Source organism: Terrabacter sp. Ter38 (assembly GCF_024519435.1).
Taxonomy (GTDB): domain Bacteria; phylum Actinomycetota; class Actinomycetes; order Actinomycetales; family Dermatophilaceae; genus Terrabacter.
In genome coordinates this window covers 103,322-125,866 of the sequence record NZ_JALJRZ010000012.1, presented here as the reverse complement: position 1 = coordinate 125,866, position 22,545 = coordinate 103,322, and the positions used below count along the sequence as shown (strand labels likewise).

22 protein-coding genes are annotated in these 22,545 nt (G+C 71.6%); 5 read left to right on the top strand and 17 right to left on the bottom strand.

Annotation, left to right across the window (positions count from 1 at the left end; genetic code table 11):
- Positions 1 to 25: 25 nt before the first annotated feature.
- A complete protein-coding gene (locus tag NR112_RS23240; protein WP_374513337.1) occupies positions 26 to 244 on the bottom strand; it encodes a redoxin domain-containing protein in 219 nt (72 codons plus the stop codon).
- 69 nt (positions 245 to 313) lie between these two features.
- On the opposite strand from NR112_RS23240, the gene NR112_RS20210 reads away from it, so the two are divergent.
- Positions 314 to 517 (top strand): hypothetical protein, encoded by a 204-nt coding sequence (locus NR112_RS20210; protein WP_256796089.1) that lies wholly within the window; start codon positions 314 to 316, stop codon positions 515 to 517.
- A gap of 126 nt (positions 518 to 643) precedes the next feature.
- A complete protein-coding gene (locus NR112_RS20205; protein ID WP_256796088.1) occupies positions 644 to 1,471 on the top strand; it encodes a hypothetical protein in 828 nt (275 codons plus the stop codon).
- Between the two features lie 70 nt (positions 1,472 to 1,541).
- On the opposite strand, the gene NR112_RS20200 is transcribed toward NR112_RS20205, so the two are convergent.
- From NR112_RS20200 to prfB, 7 genes are all read right to left on the bottom strand, one after another.
- The gene (locus tag NR112_RS20200) at positions 1,542 to 3,518 is read right to left on the bottom strand and encodes a DUF2207 domain-containing protein (protein WP_256796087.1); all 1,977 of its coding nucleotides are present in this window, start codon (positions 3,516 to 3,518) and stop codon (positions 1,542 to 1,544) included.
- Positions 3,519 to 3,596: 78 nt separating this feature from the next.
- Positions 3,597 to 4,070 (bottom strand): SsrA-binding protein SmpB, encoded by a 474-nt coding sequence (gene smpB, locus NR112_RS20195; protein ID WP_256796086.1) that lies wholly within the window; start codon positions 4,068 to 4,070, stop codon positions 3,597 to 3,599.
- A 90-nt stretch (positions 4,071 to 4,160) separates the two neighbouring features.
- Positions 4,161 to 5,663 carry a M23 family metallopeptidase gene (locus NR112_RS20190; protein ID WP_256796085.1) on the bottom strand — a complete coding sequence of 501 codons (1,503 nt, stop codon included), beginning with the start codon at positions 5,661 to 5,663 and terminating at the stop codon, positions 4,161 to 4,163.
- Positions 5,664 to 5,832: 169 nt separating this feature from the next.
- Entirely contained in the window at positions 5,833 to 6,738 is a 906-nt protein-coding gene (gene ftsX, locus NR112_RS20185; RefSeq protein ID WP_256796084.1) for a permease-like cell division protein FtsX, read from the bottom strand.
- 24 nt (positions 6,739 to 6,762) lie between these two features.
- A complete protein-coding gene (ftsE, locus tag NR112_RS20180) occupies positions 6,763 to 7,662 on the bottom strand; it encodes a cell division ATP-binding protein FtsE (protein ID WP_256796083.1) in 900 nt (299 codons plus the stop codon).
- A gap of 182 nt (positions 7,663 to 7,844) precedes the next feature.
- Positions 7,845 to 8,315: a hypothetical protein gene (locus NR112_RS20175; RefSeq protein WP_256796082.1), complete on the bottom strand. Its 471-nt coding sequence runs from the start codon at positions 8,313 to 8,315 to the stop codon at positions 7,845 to 7,847.
- A 134-nt stretch (positions 8,316 to 8,449) separates the two neighbouring features.
- Positions 8,450 to 9,562, bottom strand: a complete 1,113-nt coding sequence (gene prfB, locus NR112_RS20170) for a peptide chain release factor 2 (protein ID WP_256796081.1) — start codon at positions 9,560 to 9,562, stop codon at positions 8,450 to 8,452.
- 197 nt (positions 9,563 to 9,759) lie between these two features.
- Between prfB and NR112_RS20165 the strand changes: the two genes are divergently transcribed.
- Positions 9,760 to 9,888: a hypothetical protein gene (locus NR112_RS20165; protein WP_256796080.1), complete on the top strand. Its 129-nt coding sequence runs from the start codon at positions 9,760 to 9,762 to the stop codon at positions 9,886 to 9,888.
- A 12-nt stretch (positions 9,889 to 9,900) separates the two neighbouring features.
- Here NR112_RS20165 and NR112_RS20160 read toward each other — a convergent pair whose 3' ends face one another.
- From NR112_RS20160 to NR112_RS20120, 9 genes are all read right to left on the bottom strand, one after another.
- On the bottom strand, positions 9,901 to 10,359 hold the full coding sequence (locus NR112_RS20160) for a lamin tail domain-containing protein (protein WP_256796079.1): 459 nt from the start codon (positions 10,357 to 10,359) through the stop codon (positions 9,901 to 9,903).
- Between the two features lie 201 nt (positions 10,360 to 10,560).
- Positions 10,561 to 12,069, bottom strand: a complete 1,509-nt coding sequence (locus tag NR112_RS20155; RefSeq protein ID WP_256796078.1) for a hypothetical protein — start codon at positions 12,067 to 12,069, stop codon at positions 10,561 to 10,563.
- 116 nt (positions 12,070 to 12,185) lie between these two features.
- Positions 12,186 to 12,695 (bottom strand): pilus assembly protein TadG-related protein, encoded by a 510-nt coding sequence (locus NR112_RS20150; RefSeq protein ID WP_256796077.1) that lies wholly within the window; start codon positions 12,693 to 12,695, stop codon positions 12,186 to 12,188.
- Positions 12,692 to 13,168 (bottom strand): pilus assembly protein, encoded by a 477-nt coding sequence (locus tag NR112_RS20145; RefSeq protein WP_256796076.1) that lies wholly within the window; start codon positions 13,166 to 13,168, stop codon positions 12,692 to 12,694. The genes NR112_RS20150 and NR112_RS20145 overlap by 4 nt, the downstream gene beginning before the upstream one ends.
- Complete coding sequence (locus NR112_RS20140) at positions 13,165 to 13,539, bottom strand: TadE family protein (RefSeq protein WP_256796095.1); 375 nt, start codon at positions 13,537 to 13,539, stop codon at positions 13,165 to 13,167. The genes NR112_RS20145 and NR112_RS20140 overlap by 4 nt, the downstream gene beginning before the upstream one ends.
- Positions 13,540 to 13,634: 95 nt before the next feature.
- Positions 13,635 to 13,850 (bottom strand): hypothetical protein, encoded by a 216-nt coding sequence (locus tag NR112_RS20135; protein WP_256796096.1) that lies wholly within the window; start codon positions 13,848 to 13,850, stop codon positions 13,635 to 13,637.
- A 65-nt stretch (positions 13,851 to 13,915) separates the two neighbouring features.
- Positions 13,916 to 14,893, bottom strand: a complete 978-nt coding sequence (locus NR112_RS20130; protein ID WP_256796075.1) for a type II secretion system F family protein — start codon at positions 14,891 to 14,893, stop codon at positions 13,916 to 13,918.
- A complete protein-coding gene (locus NR112_RS20125; RefSeq protein WP_256796094.1) occupies positions 14,890 to 15,759 on the bottom strand; it encodes a type II secretion system F family protein in 870 nt (289 codons plus the stop codon). Before NR112_RS20125 ends, NR112_RS20130 begins: the two co-directional genes overlap by 4 nt.
- Positions 15,759 to 16,997, bottom strand: coding sequence for a CpaF family protein (locus tag NR112_RS20120; RefSeq protein ID WP_256796074.1), 1,239 nt, complete (start codon positions 16,995 to 16,997; stop codon positions 15,759 to 15,761). The genes NR112_RS20125 and NR112_RS20120 overlap by 1 nt, the downstream gene beginning before the upstream one ends.
- 252 nt (positions 16,998 to 17,249) lie before the next feature.
- Between NR112_RS20120 and NR112_RS20115 the strand changes: the two genes are divergently transcribed.
- Entirely contained in the window at positions 17,250 to 21,539 is a 4,290-nt protein-coding gene (locus NR112_RS20115) for an FtsK/SpoIIIE domain-containing protein (protein WP_256796073.1), read from the top strand.
- A 30-nt stretch (positions 21,540 to 21,569) separates the two neighbouring features.
- Entirely contained in the window at positions 21,570 to 22,520 is a 951-nt protein-coding gene (locus NR112_RS20110) for an acyl-CoA thioesterase (protein ID WP_256796072.1), read from the top strand.
- Positions 22,521 to 22,545 lie beyond the last annotated feature (25 nt).

Sequence of the window (22,545 nt, the reverse complement as noted above, 5' to 3'; positions counted from 1 at the left end):
GGCTCAGGGTGTCCTCGACCGACCCTCACGTCGGGGGTCGGGAAGTGGGTGGCGCGCAAGACACGGTCGCGATCGTCAGCTCGGGGTCGGCGTCCGAGAGCAGGGGGAAGCGAATGCTGTTCGCGGCGGCGAGGTCCGGCTGCGTCCCCGGTCGCTGGGTCGAGACCCCGATGACGGAGGCCCCGAGGTCGGCGAACTCGCCGAGACGGTCGCGGTACGTGCACGACTCGGGCGTGCAGCCGATGCCGCCCGGGATCTCGTCGGCCTCCGGGGCCGCCCCGCGATTCCCATCATCGCCACCGGATACGCCCTCGTGGCAGTCGGGTTCGTCATCTTCGGACTGACCTGGCTGGGCGTCGCGGCCGCGGCCGTCGTCGCGATGGTGGTGCTCACCGCTGCCCGCGTGGGTGCCATCCTCGCCCTCGCGTCGGCGCGCGTGGGGAGACGGGCGCGTGTATCACCGCAGGCGCGCCCCGCACCGAAGGTCACATCGATCGTGCCTCCGGACCAACCGTGACGTCCACGCGCTCAGCCGAGCGGGCGGCCCACCCGGAGTCGGGCGATGGACACCAGGTCCCGGGGGAAGGGCTGCGAGCCGTTCGCCGTCCTGCCGGGGTCTCCACCACTCCACGGAGGCAGTCCCATGCGTCTGTCGAAGAAGTTCACCGTCGCCACCCTCATCGCACTCGGAGCCGCTGGCGGCGGTTTCGGTGTCGCGAGTGCGGTCAGCCCGACGCCGCCGCCGTCGCCGAACGCCGGTGCGGCCACTGCCGCGATGCCCCGGGGGACGCTGAGCGCCTCCGCCGTCATCGCCCCGAACAACCCGATGTCGCTCTACGTCCCGCTCAAGAACTGCCGGGCCGTCGCCACGGCAACGGCCGGAGGGAAGATCCCCAACGGCGCGACGCGTGACTTCCAGATGACCGGCACGACCGGCTTCACGACGCAGGGGGGCACCTCCGGTGGCTGTGGTATCCCCGCCTACGCCACCGCCGTCAGCGCGCGTGTCACGTCGACGGCGTCGGACGCCAACGGCGCGTTCATCGCCTACCCCACCGGCACTCCCGTCGGCCAGGGCACCCTCTACTACGCCAAGGGCGTCAACGTGACGACCGGCTCGAACCTGCAGATCGGCACCGCCGGCAAGGTCACGGTCAAGAACGTGCAGGGCCCCTCGCACCTCGCCATCGACGTCAACGGCTACTACTCGCCACAGATCCACGCCGTGCTCAGCTACAACGGCGGCGTCTACACCGGCAGCCCGCTCGTCCTGTCCAGCACCAGGCTCTCGACGGGCAGCTACCGCGTCCAGATCGACCGTGACCTCAACGGTTGCACGCCCACCGCGTCGATCAACGGCTCTTCGTACTTCGCCTCGGCCTATGTCAGCGGCGGCTACGTCTACGCCGGAACGTATGCGCCGAACGGCACCCCGACCGACCTCTACTGGACCCTAGACGTGAGCTGCTGAACACGCCCACAGACCGGATCGGGTGTCGCGGACCTCGTCCGGGGCACCCGGCCGGTCGTGTTGGCTGTCGTCACCAGGAGCCGGACGACGATCCGCCGCCACCGCCGCCGGAGAAGCCACCGCCGCCGGAGAATCCGGACGATCCCGACGAGCCCGGCGTCGAGGTGAACGTGCCCGTCGACGTCGTCGAGAAGGAGTCGACGCCGTCGGCGATGCTCGTGAAGTCGGGGAAGGCGTTGCCGCTCCAGACGTACCACGTCGGCATCACGAGCGGCCGGTTCGCGGCCTCGGCCGCCTTCGCGACGTCGGCGAACGTGCTGGCCCACCGGTCCGCGACACCGAAGACGACGGCATACGGCAGGTAGCGGCTGAAGATGTTGGACGCCTCCTCGAACTCGATCTGCCCCGCCTCGGCGGTCGTGAGGTACTCCTTGAAGCCGAGGGACTGGGCGAGCACGGCCGAGCCCTCGGCGGTCTTGGCTGCCATCCGTCCGCCGAGGAACCAGACGATGAGGCCGGCGACGACGAGACCGATGCCGAGAGCGACCCCGCCGCTGAAGCTGCCGCCGAGGATCGCGCTGATCGCGGCTCGGCCGTAGAAGAGCATGAGGCCGCCGAGCACGGCGATGACGAGCCCGAGGCCCTGCCACGCGCCGCGCTGGGTCTGGGGCGAGGACCGGAACCAGCCCCGCGTGACGACCTCCTCGTACATCCCCGCCTGGATGCGCTTGAGGGTGCTCGCGAAAGTGTTCTTCAGCTCCGAGAGGCGCACGACGTCGCCCCGGCTGGAGAAGATGCCGTCGAGCAGCTGGCGCTCGTAGGGCAGCAGCCGCTCGTCGGCCGGCGGCGCGAGCCGGGTCAGCGTCCAGTCGGTGCGGCTGAAGACTCCCCCACCGTCGCTCTCCTCGATCCGGATGAAGCCGCGCACCGCGAGGTCGATGACCGTGGCCGACACGTCGATCGGGTTGGCGGTCTCGTCGATGATGGTGCCGACCATGCCCGGCTGCACGCCCTTCGGCGGCTGGAACTGGACCGCGACCGTGGACGACCCGCCGCGCACCGTCGCGGCGCTCGGCGTCCCGTCGCCCGTGGCACCGGTGCCGTGGGCGGGTGAGAGCCCGGGCGTGAGGTCGGCATAGCGCTCGTCCCGGCCGCGGGTCCAGACGAGGGTGCCCATGACCGCCAGGGCGAGCACCGGGGCACCGATCCCGCCGGCCCAGGCGGCGGCGTTGGCGGCGGGGGCTGCGTCCGAGCCGATCGACGACGCCGAGTCTCCCTGCCGGACGTCGGCTCGCACGTCCCCGAACGCCGAGGCCGGGTAGGAGGCGAGCACCGACATGGCCTCGCCCGCGGTCAGCCCGGTGGCCGAGAAGCGGGCCGGGTCCCCCGCCGTCGCCTGGCAGGGGGTGTCCGACCGGTTGACGCCCTGGTAGCAGGCCACCTGGGTCGGCGTCGCGGGCGCCTTGACCGTGATCGACACGCGGTCACGCACGGTGGTCTCGTTGGTCCCGAAGACGTTGTAGTAGAGCTCGACCGTGTCGGCCGTGCTCGAGTCGGCGGCCGGCTTGCCGTCGGCGGTGATGGGGTTGAGCACGACGTGCAGCGTGTAGCTGATGGTGTAGACCTGCGTGCCACTGGTGTACTCGTCGGGCGAGCCGATCCGGATCTCCTTGGCCGCACCGTTGTCGGTGACGCGGAAGGCGTCGGGGGCCCCACTCGGACTCGACACCGCAACGTCCGTCAGGTCGTAGTAGCGGTAGCGGTTCTCCTCACCGTTCCAGCCCATCCGCACGATGATGTCGCGGAAGATGCCGTGCTTCTGCTCACCGGCCGGGAAGCGCCACGTGATGGTCTCGGTGACCTTCATGCTGCCGTCGGGCTGGATGTCGTACACCGCGGCGAAGGAGTCCATCGCCTCGTCCCCCGCGGCCCGGGCGCCGGCAGCCGGGGCGAGCAGGAACAGGGCGACTGCCAGGAACAGACCCAGCACGCCCAGTCGGCGTCCGCGCGTCACGCTCGATCCGGTCGGTCCGGTCGGTCCAGCCATCGGAGTGCCTCCACGTCGTTGGTCCCATGCATCCTGACACCGGACGCTGCACCGGGGCGCGCGGTTCCGTGCGACCGCTCAGCGGCGGCGGTTGGCGGCGCTCATCGCCCGGTCGGCCTCGCGGTTGTCCTGGCGCTCGCGCAGCGCGTGGCGCTTGTCGTACTCCTTCTTGCCGGTCGCGATGGCGATCTCGACCTTGGCGCGGCCGTCCTTGAAGTAGAGGGACAGGGGCACGATGGTGCGTCCGCTCTCACGGGTCTTGTGCGCGATCTTCGTCAGCTCGGCGCGGTGCAGGAGCAGCTTGCGCTTGCGACGCGGGGCGTGGTTGTTCCACGTGCCGTTGAGGTACTCGGGGATGTGGACGTTCTCGAGGTACAGCTCGTCACCGGTGAACATGGCGAAGCCGTCGACGAGGGACGCACGCCCCATCCTCAGCGCCTTGACCTCGGTGCCGGAAAGGACGATGCCCGCCTCGAAGGTGTCGTCGATGAGGTAGTCGTGTCGGGCCTTGCGGTTGCTCGCGATGAGCGACCGCCCCTTCTCCTTCGGCACCGGACCGTCCTTCCGCCTTTGAGGTGTGTGGTCAGCGCACCAACGCTACCCCGAAGGGGCCCTCGGCTCAGAGTCGGTTTTGTCCGGGGGTCAGAGCCACTTGCGGGGGTTGACCGGCGTGCCGTCCTCGTAGGTGCCGAAGTGCAGGTGGCAGCCCGTCGAGTAGCCGGTCGTGCCGGAGTAGCCGATGAGCTGGCCACGGTTCACGCTGCCGCCGAACTTCACGATGCTCGACAGGTGGTTGTAGCTCGTGACGAGGTCGATGCCGCGGTGGATGCCGTGGTCGATGAGGATCTGGTTGCCCCACCCGCTCGCCCGCCAGCCCGCGCGGATGATCTCGCCCGGCGCCGCGGCGTACACCGGGGTGCCGCACGGGATGCCCCAGTCGAGACCGTCGTGGAGCATCCACTTCTGGAGCACGGGGTGCCATCTCATGCCGAAGCCGGAGGTCGTCGGGCCGATGGCGGGATAGCTGAGGTAGTTCGACGGCGTCGGGTCGCTCTGCACCGGCGGCGGCGTCTTGGGGATGTAGACCTGTCCGCGCTTCTTGGCGGCGGCGGCCTTGGCCCGCTCGGCGCGGATCTTGGCGGCGCGCTCGGCCCGCAGCCTGGCCTGGCGCTTCTGCTCGGCGATCCGGGCCTGGCGGGCCCGCTCGACGAGGACGGCCTGCAGGCGGGCCGACTCGGCGCGGGCGGCGGAGAGGTCTGCGGCCTCGCTCTGCTTCTGCACCGCGAGGTCGGCGGTGTAGGCCGACTGCTTGGACTTCAGCTGGTCGAGCTGCGTCTTGGCCGCGGCGGCGTTCTGGGCCGCAGTGACGGCGTTGTTCTTGGCGATGATCGCCTGGTTCTTGGCCTGGGTGGCGGCCGCGGCGGCTGCCACGGCCCCGCGCAGCGCCGCCTCGGCCTGACGCTTGAGCTCCGCGATCTCGCCGCGCACCGAGGTGAGGTACGAACGCGTCGAGGTGTTGTCGGCCGTCATCGCGGCGAGCGTGTCGATGGTGTCGCTGGCGACCGCGCTCGCTGTGTCGGCCATGACGAGGCGGTTGGCGAAGTCCTCGGGCGAGGTGGATCCGAAGACCATCCCGAGCTGGGACTCCTGGCCGGACCCCTGGAAGACCTCGGCGGCATACGAGTCGAGGGCGTCCTGGCTGCTGACGAGGTCGGCGCCGCTCTTGGCGAGCTGCTCCTTGGCGCGCTGCTCGTTGGCCTGGGCCACGGCGAGCTTCTGGGCCACGGCCTCGTTGTGGGCGCGGGCCTTCGCCTCGGCGACGATCGCGCGGGCCTCGGTGGCCTCGGCCGCCACCTGGGCCGCCTGGGCCCGCACCTGGGCGCCCTGGGCGGAGGTCACGCGCTGCTGGGCGATCGGGAGCGCGGCGTTGGTGCGCTGGAGGTTGACGTAGGCGCGCGCGAGCGAGGCGTTGGTGCCCTCGAGCTGCTGACCCAGCGCGGCGATCTTCTGGTCGTTGCGCTTCTTCTGGTCCGACACCGAGTCGGCCCGCGCGACGAGCGCCGACGCCAGGGAGACGGAACACGTGATGACGAGCCCGGCGGCCGTCAGTCTGGTCGCGGGCCCGCTCTTCTCAGAACGCCTCATGAGCCACATATGCTCCATTGGTACCACACGTCACTCGCGTTGGGGAGAAATCGTCACGATCCCGCCATCACGTCGATGTCGATCGAGGTGCCGTCGACCGGCGGGGACAGCATGGGACACCGCCCCGGCCCGGGCAGCGGATTCGGGAGATCGTGCAGTGCGGCCCGCCTCAGACGCGCAGGTAACGGCGCAGCGTCACCCAGGACGTGAGGCTCGAGAGCACGATGACGCCCACGACGACGAACGGCGCGACGTAGTAGACGTCCGCGACCCCGATGAAGGCGGTGTCCGTCAGGGTCTGGCTCAGGAAGCCGACGACGCCGTAGCGCACCGTGGCCCAGAGCATGCCCATGGCCAGGACGGCGCCGAGCACGCTCGACAGGACGGTCTCCATGACGAACGGGAAGCGGATCGTGAAGTTCGAGGCGCCGACGAGGCGCATGATGCCGGTCTCACGCCGGCGGCTGAAGGCGGTCTGGCGGATCGTCGTCGAGATGAGCATGACGGCCGCGAGCACCATGAGTGAGGAGAGGGCGATGGCCGCCCACGACACCGTGTTCATGAAGGTGAAGAACTTCTCGAGGAGCTTCTTCTGGTCCTGGACGTCGGCGACCCCGGGCATGCCCTTGATCGAGCTCGCGACGACGTCGAACTTCCCGGCGTCGTTGAGGTTGACCCGGTAGGAGTCGGCGAAGTAGGACTCGCCCGCCCGCGCGAGCGGCGAGTTCTTGTAGGTCTGCTTGAACCGGTCGTACGCCTCGTCGCGCGACTCGTAGTAGACCTCCTTGACCGTCGGCTTGAGCGCCTCGAGCTCGGCCTTGATCGCCGCGCGCTGGGCGTCGGTCGTGGCCTCGCCCGCGCAGTTGGTGAAGCGGGTCTTCTCGGCGCAGAGCATCACCGTGACCTGGACGCGGTCGTACCAGTAGTCCTTCATGGTGTCGACCTGCCGCTGGCCCATGAGGCCGAGGCCGAGGAGGTACATCGAGATCATCGTGACGATGACGACCGAGACGGCCATCGAGAGGTTGCGTCGGAGGCCGTTGCCGATCTCGCCGAGGAGGAACTGGAATCGCATGTCGTGTCTCGCTTCGTCTCGCGCTCAGCGGTCGCTCGTCTGGACGGCCTGGTGCCGCCGGAAGATTCCGCCCTTGCTGCGTGGCGCGTCGGCGTCGCGCCCGATGGGCGGCAGCCCATCCGGATCGTCGTCCGTGTCGTATGCCGTGGGGTCCCCGTCGTCGTAGCCGTCGGACACCTCGGGCTCGGCCGCGCGGCGCGGCGCCTCGGCCTCCTCGTCGAGCCGGATCCGCGGTATGGAGCCGGTCGTGTAGTCGCCGGCCTCCATGTCGCTGACGAGCACGCCGCGGTCGAGGCGGATGACGCGCTTGCGCATGGCGTTGACCGTGACGGTGTCGTGGGTGGCCATGACCACGGTGGTACCGGTGCGGTTGATGCGGTCGAGCAGCTGGACGATGCCCAGGCTCGTGTCGGGGTCCAGGTTGCCGGTGGGCTCGTCGGCAAGCAGAATCGGCGGTCGGTTGACGAAGGCCCGGGCGATGGCGACGCGTTGCTGCTCACCACCCGAGAGCTGGTGCGGCAGGCGCTTCTCCATGCCGGCGAGGCCGACGAGCTCGAGCGTCTCGGGCACCGTCTGGCGGATACGGGCCCGGCTGCTGCCGAGGACCTGGAGGGCGTAGGCGACGTTCTGGAAGACCGTCTTGTTCGGCAACAGTCGGAAGTCCTGGAAGACGCAGCCGATCTCACGCCGCAGCGCCGGCACCTTGCGCTCCGGCAGCCGGTCGAGATCGCGCCCGGCGACGAGGATGCGCCCCCGGGAGACGTCCTGCTCCTTCATGACGAGCTGCATCATCGTCGACTTGCCGGACCCGGAGGTGCCGACGACGAAGGCGAACTCACCGCGTGGGATCTCGAGGCTGACGTCGTCGAGGGCCGGACGAGTCGTCCGCGGGTAGGTCTTCGTGACGTTCTCGAAGAGGATCATGCGACGGGCCTCGACTCGTACTGGACATCAGCTGGGCATCAGCGGGACGGCGGCTGGCCCCGGTGGCACGTGACGGCATACGCCAGCGTGAACGGGACCGGCTCCGAGGCTACGGGCCGACGGGTGAAACCCCCGGAAAACGGGCCGCCCCGGCGTGGCGGCCCGCGGTGCCGGGCCGGGGCTCAGCAGACGAGCGTCGTGAGGCCCGGGGCCGTCTCCGCGCCGGCGCGGGAGAGCTTGCCCCAACCCTGCGTGCAGAGCGAGGTCGTGCGCACCGGGGTCGAGTAGCTCAGCTGCTGTCGGGTGGCGCCCGTCGTGAAGCCGCGCGTCTCGGGCTCGCCGCGGACGGCGACGCCGGCGAGCGAGCGGTAGGCGAAGCCGCGCACGTGGTACTGGTCCCAGACGTAGACGGACGTGAAGTTCATCCACGCCGACCCACGGGCGTCGCGGCACCAGCCGACGTACTGGCGGACCGTGAAGGCGGACATGCCGAGGTCGGAGACGACCTTCCGGTCGCCGATCTGGCGGACGCTGCTGCACGGCTGGGAAGCGCTGGTGGAGGCGGCGGACGCTGCGGGCGCCAGTCCGACGGCGACGGCGGCAGCGACCAGCAGGGCGGCGAGCGTCGTGACGAGGCGGTGGAGGGGTGACACGGGCGGAACCTCTCAGGCGGGAGCGTGAGCTGCGCCGACCCACCGTGGGCGGGGGCCGTCGGGTGGAGCCGACGACGCGACCCTACGAGCGCAGGGGCCGGCGCGCCCGCCGAAAGACGAGATCGCGCGAGATGTCAGTCCTCGCGGCGGTTCTCACCGATCTGCCACCTGATGCCGGCCTCGATGAAGCCGTCGATGTCACCGTCGAAGACAGCGCTCGGGTTGCCGGTCTCGAACTCCGTGCGGAGGTCCTTGACCATCTGGTAGGGGTTGAGCACGTAGGAGCGCATCTGGTCGCCCCAGCTCGCCTTGACGTCGCCCGCCATCTCCTTCTTGACCGCGGCCTCCTCGGCCTTGCGCTGCAGGAGCAGGCGTGACTGGAGGACGCGCAGGGCGGCGGCGCGGTTCTGGATCTGGCTCTTCTCGTTCTGCATCGAGACGACGATGCCGGTCGGGATGTGGGTCATGCGGACCGCCGAGTCGGTCGTGTTGACGCTCTGGCCTCCGGGCCCGCTCGAGCGGAAGACGTCGACCTTGAGCTCGTTCTCGGGGATGTCGACCGAGTCGTCGCTCTCGATGAGCGGGATGACCTCGACGGCCGCGAAGCTCGTCTGGCGACGACCCTGGTTGTCGAACGGGCTGATCCGGACGAGGCGGTGCGTGCCGGCCTCGACGGAGAGGTGCCCGAAGGCGTACGGCACGTTGACCTCGAAGGTGGCGGACTTGAGGCCCGCCTCCTCGGCGTACGAGGTGTCCATGACCTTGGTCGGATAGCCGTGGCGCTCGGCCCAGCGGAGGTACATCCGCATGAGCATCTCGGCGAAGTCGGCGGCGTCGACGCCACCGGCACCGGAGCGGATCGTGACGACGGCCTCGCGCTCGTCGTACTCCCCCGACAGCAGGGTGCGCACCTCGAGCTCGCCGACGTCCTTCTTCAGGGTCGCGAGGTCGCGCTCGGCCTCCTCGAGGGTGGCGGCGTCGCTCTCCTCCTGGCCCATCTCGACGAGGGTCTCGAGGTCCTCGATGCGCGCGTCCATCCCGAGGATGCGATCGCGCTCGGAGTTGGCGCGGGACAGGGCGCTCGTGACCTGCTGCGCCGCGTCGGGGTCGTCCCAGAGGTCGGGGGCGGAGGCCTGCTGCTCGAGCTCGTCGATGGTCCGGGCGAGCTCGTCGAGGTTCGTGACCCCGCGCACGGAGTCCATCGTCGCGCGCAGGTCCCTGATCTCTTGCGTGAAGTCAACAGCCACGATCGAACAGCCTACGGCAGCGACGAGCCGCCCCGCGCACGCCGGGCGGCGTGCTGGGCGACGCTTCCCAGCCCGTCACCAGGGCCGTCGCGACGCGCATCGGGCCCACGGCACACGCCGTGGGTCCGATGGTGGTTGCGGTGCAAGCTCCCCCGAGCAGTGGTGCGGTCGATCGGTAGTCGCCGGCCATCCACTGGATGTCCTGGCCCGAGGGCCGCGTCATGGCGGTGGCGGAGCTCGGCCGGACCGAGCCTGACCGTGCAGCGGTGATGACGGCGCCGCTCGTGACGAGCGAGGCCTTGGCCCTCGAGGCGCGTCGGGCGTGAGGAGCTCGCGGCTCAGCAGGACTTCGCGGTGCCGCCCCCGCTCCACGCGCACGTGTCGACCGTCGTGCCCGAGGCGTTCTTGAGGTATGCCGTGTCGCCCGAGTTGTTCCAGACGTACCAGGTCTTGTTGTAGTAGCGGTGCGTCGACGTCGCGGACCCGCGGCCGGTGTGGACCGTCACGGTGGCGCCCGCCTTGAGGGTGAAGGTCGGGAACCGGTAGGTGTAGCCGGTCTTGTCTCGCAGGGTCCACCCGGTGAGGACGCGGTTGCTGCGCGTCGTGTTCTTGATGACGACGTACTCCGCGTTGAGGCTCGCGTTGCTACCGGTGTCGGAGCCGGGCGAGTCGTACTGGACCTTGTAGATCATGATCGCCGGGAGCGCCTGGGCCGAGCCGGCGGCGGCGATGGGTGCGGCCACGGCGAGGCCGAGGCCGGCGGTGGCCACGAGGGCCTTGGTGAAGAACGTGCGCATGCTGTCCTGTCTGTCGTCGCGACGCGTGGTCGCGGCACGTGCGGATGGCGCCGCCCGTCGGACGGCGCCATCACTCCCTGTCTCGACGCGCCACCCCGCCAGGCCTTGGACGTGCTGGGCGGTATGGGCGTCGTCGACGGACGCTAGTGCGGATCCGTCTGGCCCGTGGGCGTTTTGGGATATTTGCGTCCTCGCTCGCAATCAGGGGTTGGGGACGTCCTGGGTGCGGCCCAGCTTCCCCCCGACCACGCCGGTGCGAGCCGCCACCCCTGCCGCGAGGACGGTGTTCGTGGACACGTCGAGGCACAGGTAGGACAGCGACTGCGTACCGTCGGTCGAGAAGCGGTCGGCGAGCCACAGCGCCCGGTTGGACGTCGTCATGGTCACGTCGCCCTTGCCGGAGCGGACGAGCACCACGTGCGTGACGGCCGGCGGCTGGTGGTCCGAACGTCCGCCGACCCCGGGCGCGAGGTGGAGCCACTCGAGCATGCGCGCCGTCGCCCACGCCGACCGGCCGGTGGCGGGCGTGGCTGCGACCGAGACGAGGAAGGCGTCGACCTGTGCGAGCACGAGGGTCCCCTTGTCGGCCACGAGCGTCACGGCTGCCACGTGCTCCTGACGGGCAGCGAGGGTGAGGCGCGCCGTCTCGACCGCGCCCTCGAGGACGGCCTTCTCCGAGTCCTGGACGGGAGGGTCGGCGACGAGCTCGGCGAGGTCGGACCTGGCCGCCGCCACCGCGCGGTCGGCGGTGGCCACGGCGGTGGCTGCCGCCGCCTTGGCCGACGCGAGTCGCAGCAGCGCGGCTGCGAGCTCCTCCCGCCGGACCGCGAGGCGGCCGAGCCGCTTCTGCAGCGGACTGCGCCCCAGGGTCCGGAAGGTGTCGAGGGACACCGTGCATCCGGCAGCGGCCAGTGCGCCGACCACCGCGACCGCACACGTGGAGTCCTCGTGAGTGACGGCGGAGGTGGCGACGGTGCGGTCCGCCACGAAGAGGTTGAGCACGCCGGGGACCATCTTCGCGACGGCCGCCACTGCCGCGCCGACGCCGGTCACGTCGAGGCCCGGAGCGGTGACACCGTCCGGGCCGAGCTCGTTCCCTCCCGGGGCCGTCCCCGGGGCGGGCGCTTCCTGCGCCTCCGGTTCCTGCAGCGACACCTCCGCCTCGAGGACCGTGCGGACCTGACCGCGGAGCTCGGCGAGAGTGGAGAGCACCTGCCAGTAGACGGCGTCCCCGGCAGCCAGCTCGGGGTCGGTGGTGACGAGCAGCGGCGTGGTGGAGAGATCGTCGGGGAGGACGTCCGTGACCTGCTGCGCGACCTCGGTCGCGGTCGCCCGAAGGGCGAAGGTGCTCACGGCCACCCCGCGCACCGGGTCGCCGGTCACGGTCAGGGTGCTCTTCTCGACCGTGCCGAGATCGGGCACGAGCGCCGTGGCCGTCGACGTCCGGGCCGCAGCCGCGTCACGCTCTGCCTCGGCCGCCGTCTTGAGGTTCGTCGCGTCGGTGGCAGCGACGGCCGCCGAGCGCTGGGCCGCCTCGTTGTCCGCCTTGGTCTTGTCGGCGGTGGCCCGTGCCTGGTCGGCGTCGGCCTGGGCCTTGGCGGCGTCGGCCTCGGCCTTGACCGCCTCGGCCCGGGCCTTGTCGACGGCGGCTTGCTGGGCCTCGCGCCGCAGGTCAGCCGGAAGGTGCTCGAACGGATCGGGGTCGGCCACGGGGGCTCCTGTCGATCGGCGACGCGGATCAGGCGGTTGCGCCAAGTATGTCCCTCACGTCACTCGACGGACGGTGATCACGACACGTGGTTCGTCCGCCGCGCCGCCGCCCCGAGTCACCCGAGCGGCGCACGGGCCCGGGATGTCACGGTGATGGTGACGCTGCCCCCGAGAGACTCGAGGACCCAGCCGCTCATCGGTAGCGTCGCCGTCCCCTGGATCGTGACGACGGCCGTGGCGCCATCGCTCGTTCCGGTGTCGGGGAGGACGGACCACGACGTGATACCGGACGGCAGCGGCGTGCGCGCCAGGTGCGCGGTGGCGGCGCTGGCCACGGACTCGTCGGTGACGGCGAGCTGGTCGAGGAGGCCACCCTCGTAGGCGGCGCGCTCGTCCAGCGCGTCGGCGGCGTCGAGGGCCGCCGAGTCTGCGGCGTCGAGCAGGCGCATCCGCGCCAGCTGCGCCGCGGTGACGTCGACGGCGCCGAGGACCAGCAGGGCCGCGAGCACGAACAGGCCGAGAGCGAGGACGCCGATCTGGCCCTCGTCGCGGGCTCCGCGGGAGGCCAGCCGGACACGGAGCCGGCGGGCGATGGACCGGAAGCGGACGGCATACGTGCTCGTCATCGCGCCACGAACCGGTCGACGGAGGCGACGTGCGTCGACGAGATGGTGACGGAGGCCGGCACGTGGGCCGCGATGACGTCGGGCACGAGCGGGAGCCGGACCTCGATCGTCGCCGTGGAGGTCACCGTTCCCTCGGGGCGCAGGCAGGGCGAGCCATCGCAGGCCACGGCAACCCTTGCGCCGTGGTCGAAGGAGAAGTCGGTGAACGCCAGCTGAGCCGCCGCTCGGGCACGGGCGTAGCCGTCGTCGTCGGACGGAGCCGTGACGAAGGCGCGACCGGCCTCCCGCCCGGCCAGGGACGCCGAGAACGAGGCGGCCTGGAGGCGGGCAGCCGTGAGCACGAGGTAGGTGAGCGGGAGCAGGAGCAGGATGCCGAGGAAGATGAACTCGAGGATGGCGCGGCCCGTCTCCCCCTCGGTGCGACCCTCACCCCGGCCGGCGGCCCGCGCGACCACGTCCTGCGGCCGGATCATCGGCTCGCTCCGGCCACGACCTGCTCCTCGCTGAAGGCGCGACCGGACACCGTGAGCGCGCCCGCGGGACCGATCGGACCGATGACCGGCAGTGCCGCCGTCACACGAACCTCCACGACACGCACCCCCGAGGCGGTGACGGAACGGGTGCCGCTCACGTCCTGGGCGAACGTCGAGCTCAACGCCGACGTGATGAGTGCCCGGGTGCGTACGACGCCGTCGCTGGGCTGCGCATCGGCACGAGCGCCGTAGCGGGCGCCCTCGGACGCGGCCGAGATCAGGGTGTTGCGCACATAGAGCGCCAGGCCGAGCTGGAAGACCCCCATGGCCACGACCAGCAGGAGGGCAGCCACCATGACGAACTCCGCTATGGCAGAACCACGCTCGCACTCAGCCGCCGTGGTCGCGCGATGCTCCAGACGGGTCAGGAGCGACGCAGGGCTCGCCCGGGCCCGAGGGCCGGGTCTCACGGGCCCTTGACCTCCGAGATGGCGTCGCTGAAGAGCTGCCCGAGCTGGGGACCGGCGAGGGCCCACAGGGCGGTGACGAGGCCTGCGGTCATGATCGTGATGAGGACCCAGCCCGGGACGTCGCCGCGGTCACGTGAGCCGGTGATCCGACGCGACACGGCGGTCATGACTGCCGCTCGGGCTCGGGCGTGTGCCGTGATGATGCGGTTCATTCTCTTTCTCCCTGTGTTGGATTGCGGTGAAGTTGCGGTCAAAAGGACGCCCGGTGAGCCGGATGTCAGAGCTTGAGGTGGAGGAAGCTGAGGCCGGGGTAGAGCGCGAAGAGCACCGTCACCGGAAGGATGAGGAAGACGATGGGGACCATCATGTAGATCTCCTTCTTCCCGCCGTCCTCCATGAGGGTGCGTCGCCCGTCCTCGCGGACGTCCTGTGCCTGGGCCCGGAGCACGTCGGCCAGCGGTGTGCCACGCTCGACCGCGACGACGATGCCGTCGACGAAACGGGTCAGGCTCATCAGCCCGGTGCGGTCGGCGAGACCTTGGAGCGCCGTAGGCAGGTTGGCTCCCGCCCGAGCATCCGCCAGGCACCGGCGCAGCTCGTCGGAGAGCTCTCCGCGGGACAGGCGGCACACGCGTTCGAGGGCGCCGACAGCTCCTTCCCCTGCGCTGACGGCCAGGGCGAGCAGCTCTGCCACGGTGGGGAACTCGGTGAGCATCCGAGCCTCGCGCCGGCTCGCGGCACGGCTGAGGAGGTAGTCGCGACCGGCGATCCCACCGAGCACCCCGACGATCACCATCGACACGAGGACCGGCACGGGGAAACGCCGCTGCGCGACGGCGACGACGGCCGTGAAGGCGAGACCACCAAGTCCCCCGGCTGCCCCGGCCATGACCTGCTCGGCGCGAAACCGCTCGACGTCCGCCGGCTGCCCCGCACGGAGCTGTCGACGCGCCACGGACGGGGCGCCACCGACGAGCGAACCCACGCCGGATCCCAGCCTGGCCACGTAGGGCGCGAGCAGCTCACCGAAGCCGAACGGCCCACGTGGCGGGGCCGGCCGGGAGAGCAACGTCGACGGGCGGGGCGTGTCGCGCAGGTAGGGCTCCAGGCGGTCGTCGAGGGTCGGGCGGCGGCTCGCGGGCAGGCCTGCGACGACGAGAGCGACGCCCGCGACGAGAAGGACCCCCGCGCTCGCGCCCACCCACGACCACCCGTCGGGGACGAGCTGGCCGAGTCGACCCGCCAGCCCGTTCACCGGAGAACCCGCTCTTCCTCGGGGAGTCGCCCGATCCACACCATGACTCGGTAGGCCACGACACACAGCGCGGCGCCGACCGCGAGGACGGCCCATCCCGTGGGCGACGAGTAGGCCGCGAGCGAGCTGCCGTTCAGGGCGAGCAGCCCGAGGACGACCCACGGGGCGCCGGCCGCGAGACGGGCTGCGTTGACCGTCCAGCTCTGGCGGGTCTCGAGCTCGGAGCGCGTGCGCGCGTCCTCACGCAGGAACGATGACAGCGTGCGGAGCAGCTTCCCGAGGTCGCTGCCACCCACCTCGCGGGCGATCCGGAGCGACTCGACGATGCGGTCGCCGACCGGGTCGCTGAGGCGGTCCTTGAGCCGGTCGAGACAGTCGTGGAAACGTCCTGTCGTCCGGTAGTCCTCCGCGAACGCTGCGAAGGCGGGCCGCAGCTCGGCCGGACCGCGGACGGCGAGCTGCGAGAGTGCCTCGGGCAGCGCCAGGCCTGCCCGCACGCCCGACGTGATGTTGTCTACGACGTCGGGCCACAGGTCGCGAAGCTTGTTGCGGCGCTTGCGTGCCCGCATCCGCACGAGCGAGAGCGGGATCGCGCCTGCCATGAGGCTGAAGCACAACGCGATCGGGACGACGCGCGTCAGGGCGAGGACCAGGATGAAGGCCAGGACGAAGAGCACCACCGACCCGGCGACGACGTTGCCTGGTGTGACCGACGAGTACCCGGCCTGGGTGAGGTGGTCACGCAGCTCGACCATGAAGCCGCCCTTGTCGCCCTTCTCGCGGGGCGGCTCCTCCTGCGGCCAGAACGACCAGTAGACGAAGAAGAGACCGACGCCGAGCAACAGGCCGATCGCGAGAGGCGAGATCACGAGTCCGCCTGACCCAGAAGGGCCGCCACGTCGTACCCAGCCCGTTCGAAGGCCTCCCGGTGGGGCGGGAACCCGTCGGCCCGTCGCAGGGCGCCGTCGCGCGTGACGAAGAGGTCGGCGATCTCGATGACGTCCCCCTCGGCCCGTCCGGGGACGGCGACGATCTCGCGGACCCGTCGGACACCGTCGCGCTCGAGGGCGACGTGGACGACGACGTCGACCGCCGCCGCCACCGTCGGCACGACGAAGCGGCTCGAGACGTTCTCGCCGGCGAGGAGGGGCAGCGTGCACATCTTCGTGACGGCCTCGCGGGCACTGTTGGCGTGCACGGTGCACATGCCAGGCACCCCGCTGTTCAGGGCGATGAGCAGGTCGAGACTCTCCTCCTGTCGCACCTCGCCGACGATGATGCGCGACGGACGCATGCGCAGCGCCTCCTTGACGAGGCGGCGCAGCGGGACCTCGCCGGTGCCCTCGAGGCTGGGCTGGCGGCACTGCATGGCGGCCACGTCGCGCTGTGGGATCTTCAGCTCGAAGACCTCCTCGCAGGTCACGATGCGCTCTCGCGGCGGGATGGCGGCGGCGAGGCAGTTGAGGAGCGTCGTCTTGCCCGCCTGGGTACCGCCGGCCACGAGGACGTTGAGGCCGCTCGCGACGGCGGCCTCGAGGAACGTCGCCGCCTGTCGTGGCATCGTGCCGAGACGGACGAGGTCGTCGAGGTGGTCGGCCTTGACGACGAACTTGCGGATGTTGACCTGCCAATGGGCCCTGCTGATGTCGGGGATGACGACATGGAGCCGGGACCCGTCGGCGAGCGTCGCGTCGACGAAGGGGCTGCTGAGGTCGACGCGCCGGCCGCTGCTCTTGAGCATCCGCTCGACGAGATCGCGCACGTCGTCGGCCGTGAGGATCGTGGGGGTCAGCTCGGCGATGCCGCCACGGGCCACGAAGACGCGCGAGGGCTCGTTGATCCAGATCTCCTCGACGGCGTCGTCGTCGAAGTACTGCTGGAGCGGACCGTAGCCGGCGACGACGGCGAGGATCGAGTGAACGGCGTGTCGCTGGTCTCCGAGCGTCGGCATCCCCCCGTGGAGGGAACGCTCGTCGTAGTCCTGCACGGCGTCCTGGACGAGACGGCGTACGGCCTTGGAGTCACGGGCGGGATCGAGACCCGAGCGACGGATCAGCTCACGGACCTCGCCCTCGACGTGGCGCACCGCTTCCTGTGTGGACATGCGTTCCCCTGAACCCTGTGAGTTGCTACGCCCGACATCCTGCCCGGACTCCGCGGATCTGGCGCGTCCAAGCTAAGTCAAATGCGTCCAAACGCGTGATCTTCCTCCACAGGGTCGCCGTGAGGTGGCGCGATGGCCCGGCACCGTAGCGGGCACCGGGATCCGGCCGCCGCCGTCGTCCACACCTGTGCACGGGAGGGCGTGCGGCCCGCTCGCGGGCTGTCTCATGGGGGACGCGAGAAGGAGGATCCGGTGCGCCTGACCATGACCGTCATCGACACCCGTGTGCTCGGACCGCGTTCGCGACACGTGACGATCGAGGGCCCGTCGGGCACACGCTTCGGCGAGATCCGTTCCGAGCTCACCGAGGTCGCCGGCGTCCCGGGCTGCGGCTTCCGCTCCGGCGGCCGGCTCGTCACCGACGACGCCCTCGTCGGTGCTCCGCCCCTCCTGCGCGGGGCGCTGCTGACCGTCACCCGGCCTGATGATCCCGTAGGGATCGCGACGGGTCGCGGCGCCGTGGAGCTGCGGTTCGCCGGTGGCGTCGGCGCGGGGCGGGTCGTGTCCCTCGGTCGGGGCCAGCACGTGGTCGGGCGTGCCGCGTCCGCGGACGTACGCCTCGACGACCCGGGCGTCTCGCGCGCTCACGCGGTCGTGACCGTGACGCCGGACCACGTCAGCGTCGTCGACCACCACCCGACCAACCGCTCACGCATCGAAGGGACACCGCTCCCGTGCGACGGGGCGCGCCTCGAGCCCGGTCAGCTGCTGACCGTCGGGTCGACGACGCTCGTCCTGGGCGGCGTCGACGTCCGCGCCGGTCACCACGATGTCATGGACGGCGAGGTCCGGATCCACCGCCAGCCGCGCTTCCGCGACGCGAGCGTCCCGCCGTCGGTGCCCTTTCCCGAGGTCCCGTCCCGCCCGGACCGACACCGTGCGCCCCTCTTGACGTCGCTGGCTCCGGTCGCCCTGTCGGCCGTGCTCGCCGTGGCGCTCTCCTCGCCCGCCCTCCTCCTCTTCGCCCTCATGTCGCCGGTCCTTCTCATCGGACAGTGGGTGAGCGACCGTCGCGCTGGTCGGGTGTCGTATCGCCGGCAGGTCCGTGAGCACGCCGCGCTGCTCGCCGAGGCCCACAGCCGCCTCGCCGAGGCCGTCGCAGCCGACGTGACCCGACGACGCGAGGACCATCCCGACCTGGGACACCTCGAGGCCGTCGCCCGTCGGCGCGGGACGCGGCTGTGGGAGCGGCGGCCCTCGGACGACGACCACCTGGTGCTTCGCCTCGGGACCGCGACCCAACCGAGCCGGGCCGAGGTGTCCGGTCCGGCACCCGGCGGCGTACCGCAGGTGAACGGGCTGCCCGCCCTGCTGGACATCGCGACCTCGGGTGTCGTCGGGGTCGCAGGCCCCCGGGGCCACACGCTCTCGCTCGTCGGCGGCCTGCTCCTCCAGGTGGCGACCTGGCACACGCCCCGCACCGTCCAGGTCCACCTCCTCGCCGACACGCATGAGCACGCGCTCGACTGGGAGTGGGCCGCGCACCTCCCCCACGTCCGGGACGACGACGGTTCGCCGGCGCGCGTCGCCGGACGCGCGGCGGACGTGGCACGACAGGTCTCGCTCCTCCGCGAGCTCGTCGACAGCCGCCGCGCGGCGAACGACGGCCGATGGACGGAAGCACCATGTCCGGCGCCCGACGTCGTCGTGCTCCTCGACGGAGCCAGCGGGCTCCGGGCCCGTCCGGGTGTTGCCGACCTGCTGCGCGACGGACCCATGGCCGGGGTCGTCCTCATCTGCGTGGACGTGGACCCCACCGCACTGCCGGCCGAGACGCGCGCCACGGTGGAGCTGGACGGACTCGCGCCGTCGGCCACGGTGCGTGCGGACGGGCACACCCTGACCGGAGTGGTCCCCGACCTGCCGTCGGTCGGCTGGCTCGAAGGCGTCAGCCGGGTCCTGGCTCCGTACGTCGACGCCACACCGGACTCGGGATCGGCGGCGCTGCCCCGGCACGTGTCGTTCGTGGAGCTGCACCGGGAGACGGGCGTCGACCCCACGACCGGCGACGGCCTGGCGCGGTCGTGGGCACGCAGCACCGGTCGCCCCGTCGCACTCCTCGGACGGTCGACCGACGGCGCCCTCGTGGTCGACCTGGCGGCGGACGGTCCGCACGTGCTCGTCGGCGGGACCACGGGGTCGGGCAAGTCGGAGCTGCTCCAGACCCTCGTGACCGGCCTCGCCGTGAGCAACCGGCCGGACGCGCTGGGTCTGCTCCTCGTGGACTACAAGGGTGGCTCGGCCTTCGGCGACTGCGCGCGGCTGCCGCACACGGTCGGCCTCGTCACCGACCTCGACGCGCACCTGACGGCGCGAGCGCTCACCTCGCTCGATGCCGAGATGAAGCGCCGTGAGCGGCTGCTCGCGCGGGCGTCCGCGCGCGACCTCGACCAGTACCGGCGCTCCGCGGGCGTATGCCGTGAGCTCCCTCAGCTCTCCCGCCTCGTCATCGTCGTGGACGAGTTCAAGGCCCTCGCCGACGAGTTCCCGGACTTCATCGCCGGACTCGTGCGCGTCGCGGCTCTCGGCCGGTCGCTCGGTCTCCATCTCGTGCTGGCGACCCAGCGTCCGGCAGGCATCGTCTCCGCCGACATGCGGGCCAACATCGCCCTGCGCATCGCGCTACGGGTCCGTGACCGCGCCGACAGCGAGGACGTCGTCGACGCCGCAGACGCCGCCTCGCTCGACCCGCGAGCGCCCGGACGCGCCTGCCTGCGCTCGGGCGACCGCAGCCTGACCACGGTGCAGACCGCCTACCTCGGGGGCCCGCTGGCCGAGGGTCCCGAGACGACGGATCGCACCCGCGTCGTCCTGCGCGACCTGATGTCCCCGGTCGCCCCTCCTGAGGACGTCTCGGACGAGGGGCCTCACCCCAGCGAGCTGCTCGCCGTCGTCGACGCGGCACGCGACGCTGCCCGTCGCGCCGGCATCCCGTCCCAGCCCTCTCCCTGGCTGCCGCCACTGCCGACCGAGCTGACCCCGGCCGACGTGATGGCCGCCACGGCGCGCTCGTCGGGGTCGATGCCGGCGCTCGACGTGCCGATGGGTCTCGTGGACGTGCCCGACGAACAGCGACGGGACACGCTCTGGTGGCATGCGGACGACCGCGGCCACCTCGGCATCGCCGGTGGGCCACGCTCGGGTCGCTCCACCGCGCTCGTCACCCTCGCCCTCGGCCTGGCCGCGAGCACCTCACCCGACGACCTGCACCTGCACGTGCTCCAGGGCGTCGCGGGGCCGTGCGCCGCGCTCGCGTCCCTCCCGCACGTCGGGACCGTGGCCGACGGCGCAGACCCGACGCGTACCCGACGCGTCGTCGCCCGCCTCCTCCAGCAGGTCGACCGCGACGAGTCGGGGGCACCCCGCACGGTCGTGCTCGTCGACGGGTGGGAGTCGCTCGAAGAGGCGCTGTCGAGTCTCGACCACGGCGCCGCCGTCGACGAGCTGCACCGACTGCTCCGAGACGGCCCCCGTGCGCGAGTGAGGTTCGCCGTGACGGGTGGGCGGGCCATCCTCTCCGGCCGGCTGCCGGGCCTGCTCGACCACCGGCTGGCCCTCCACCTGCCCGACCCGCTGGACCTCACCCTGGCCGGCGTGCCCCCCGAGCTCGCCACGACGACGAGGACGCCGGGACGGGCGATCGACCTCCGGACCGGGCATGAGGTGCAGCTGGCCACGACCTCAGCCGGCGACGTCGTGGAGGCCGAGGCCCGGGTCGTGGACGTCCACCGTGCCCTCTCCCGGGAGGGACGGCGCCGCCTCCCCTGGCGTATCGCGGCGCTGCCGGAGCAGACGCGGCTCGAGGACCTGCCGTCGGTCCGGGACGGCCTGTGGGTCGGCGTCGGCGGTGACGAAGCCGCACCCCTGGCCCTGCCGCTCGGGCCCGGTCACCGCCGCGTCGTCGTCGCCGGACCGAACCGGTCCGGGCGCTCGACGACCTTGGTGACCATCGGCGAGCAGCTGCTCCGGCTGGGACGACGTGTTCTCGTCGTCAGTCCACGCCCTTCCGTCCTGTCCCGGTGGGCGGCAGACGGCGAGTGCCCGACCGTGACACCACACGACGCCACGGAGCTCATCGGCGTTCGGCGTGACGATCCCGATCTGTGCCTGCTCGTCGACGACGTCGAGCTCGTGGACGGCAGCCGGGCCGAAGCGGCGCTCGTCGAGGCTGCTCGCCTCGTCGACGGCACGGAGGGCATGGTCGTGGTCGCAGCGGAGCTGGCCCGCGCGAACGGCGCCTTCCGGGGGCTCCTGCCCGAGGTGTCGCGCGACGGGATCGGGATCCTGCTCGGGGCGACGTCCCCGGGAGACGGCGACGTGCTGGGCGTCCGTCTCGAGAACGAGAGCACGCACCGTGCCGGTCGCGGGCACCTCGTGATCCACGGCCGCTCAACACCCGTCCAGGTGGCCCTGCTCGACCGTCCGGACCGCCGGAGGTCGGACTCACCGCCCACGACGGCCCCTGCTCTGCCACTCTCGTGACGCACACCCCAGGCACCCCAGGAGGACCCCATGCCGCGCGGCGCCCGAGAGATCACCCTGCGCTTCCTCGCCGCACCCACCGACGCGGGCTACTCCGGCACGGTCGGGGGCGGACGTGTGCTCGAGTGGATCGACAAGGCCGGCTACGCCGCAGCCGCGGGGTGGAGCGGGACGTACAGCGTCACGGCTTACGTCGGCAACGTGCGCTTCACCCGGCCGGTCGACGTGGGCGACCTCGTCGAGGCCACAGCGCGCGTCATCCACACCGGCACGACGAGCATGCACATCCTCGTCACCGTCTCGGCCGGCAACCCCAAGGACGGCGACCTGCGGCCGACGACCGACTGCATCATGGTCTTCGTCGCCGTCGACGAGAACGGCCGACCGACCCCGGTCGCCCAGCTCGTCCCCGAGGACGAGCACGACCGCGAGTGGCAGGAGAGTGCGGTCACCCGGATCGGTCTGCGCAACGAGATCGCCGCAGCCATGGCCGCCCAGACCTACAGCGACGCCGGCACCGCGCCCCGCGTCGTGCTGCGCTTCCTCGCAGCCCCGACCGACGTCAACTGGGGCGGCAAGGTGCATGGCGGCATCGTCATGCGCTGGATCGACGAGGCTGCGCACGTGCTCGCCACGCAGTGGACCGGCTCGGCGTCCAACGTCGCCGTCTACGCGGGCGGGGTCCGCTTCTACCGGCCGCTCCGGATCGGCCACCTCGTGGAGGTGGAGGCGCGGCTGCTGCTCACCGGTACCTCCAGCATGCACATCAGCGTCCACGTCCGCTCGGGTGACCCCTCGACCCAGGACCTCGACCTGACGACCCACTCGCTCATCGTCTTCGTCCCGCTCGACGTCGACGGCAACGCCGTCGCTGCCCGCCCGTGGGTGCCTGGCAGCGAGGAGGACGTAGCCCTGCGCGACCACGCGCAGGCCCTCGTCGAGATGCGCAACGAGGTCGACGCCGAGCGCCACATCCCCTGACGCCAGAGCCGCTCGCGGATCCTCC

Excerpts from the sequence above, each read along its gene's own strand:
- NR112_RS20145 (WP_256796076.1), bottom strand. The coding sequence starts at position 13,168 with ATGATCCGGCCGCAGGACGTGGTCGCGCGGGCCGCCGGCCGGGGTGAG.
- NR112_RS20135 (WP_256796096.1), bottom strand. The coding sequence starts at position 13,850 with ATGAACCGCATCATCACGGCACACGCCCGAGCCCGAGCGGCAGTCATG.
- ftsX (WP_256796084.1), bottom strand. The coding sequence starts at position 6,738 with ATGCGATTCCAGTTCCTCCTCGGCGAGATCGGCAACGGCCTCCGACGC.
- NR112_RS20120 (WP_256796074.1), bottom strand. The coding sequence starts at position 16,997 with ATGTCCACACAGGAAGCGGTGCGCCACGTCGAGGGCGAGGTCCGTGAG.
- NR112_RS20190 (WP_256796085.1), bottom strand. The coding sequence starts at position 5,663 with ATGAGGCGTTCTGAGAAGAGCGGGCCCGCGACCAGACTGACGGCCGCC.
- NR112_RS20205 (WP_256796088.1), top strand. The coding sequence starts at position 644 with ATGCGTCTGTCGAAGAAGTTCACCGTCGCCACCCTCATCGCACTCGGA.
- NR112_RS20110 (WP_256796072.1), top strand. The coding sequence starts at position 21,570 with ATGCCGCGCGGCGCCCGAGAGATCACCCTGCGCTTCCTCGCCGCACCC.
- NR112_RS20165 (WP_256796080.1), top strand. The coding sequence starts at position 9,760 with ATGTCCTGGCCCGAGGGCCGCGTCATGGCGGTGGCGGAGCTCGGCCGG.
- NR112_RS20160 (WP_256796079.1), bottom strand. The coding sequence starts at position 10,359 with ATGCGCACGTTCTTCACCAAGGCCCTCGTGGCCACCGCCGGCCTCGGC.
- NR112_RS20200 (WP_256796087.1), bottom strand. The coding sequence starts at position 3,518 with ATGGCTGGACCGACCGGACCGACCGGATCGAGCGTGACGCGCGGACGC.
- ftsE (WP_256796083.1), bottom strand. The coding sequence starts at position 7,662 with ATGATCCTCTTCGAGAACGTCACGAAGACCTACCCGCGGACGACTCGT.
- NR112_RS20150 (WP_256796077.1), bottom strand. The coding sequence starts at position 12,695 with ATGACGAGCACGTATGCCGTCCGCTTCCGGTCCATCGCCCGCCGGCTC.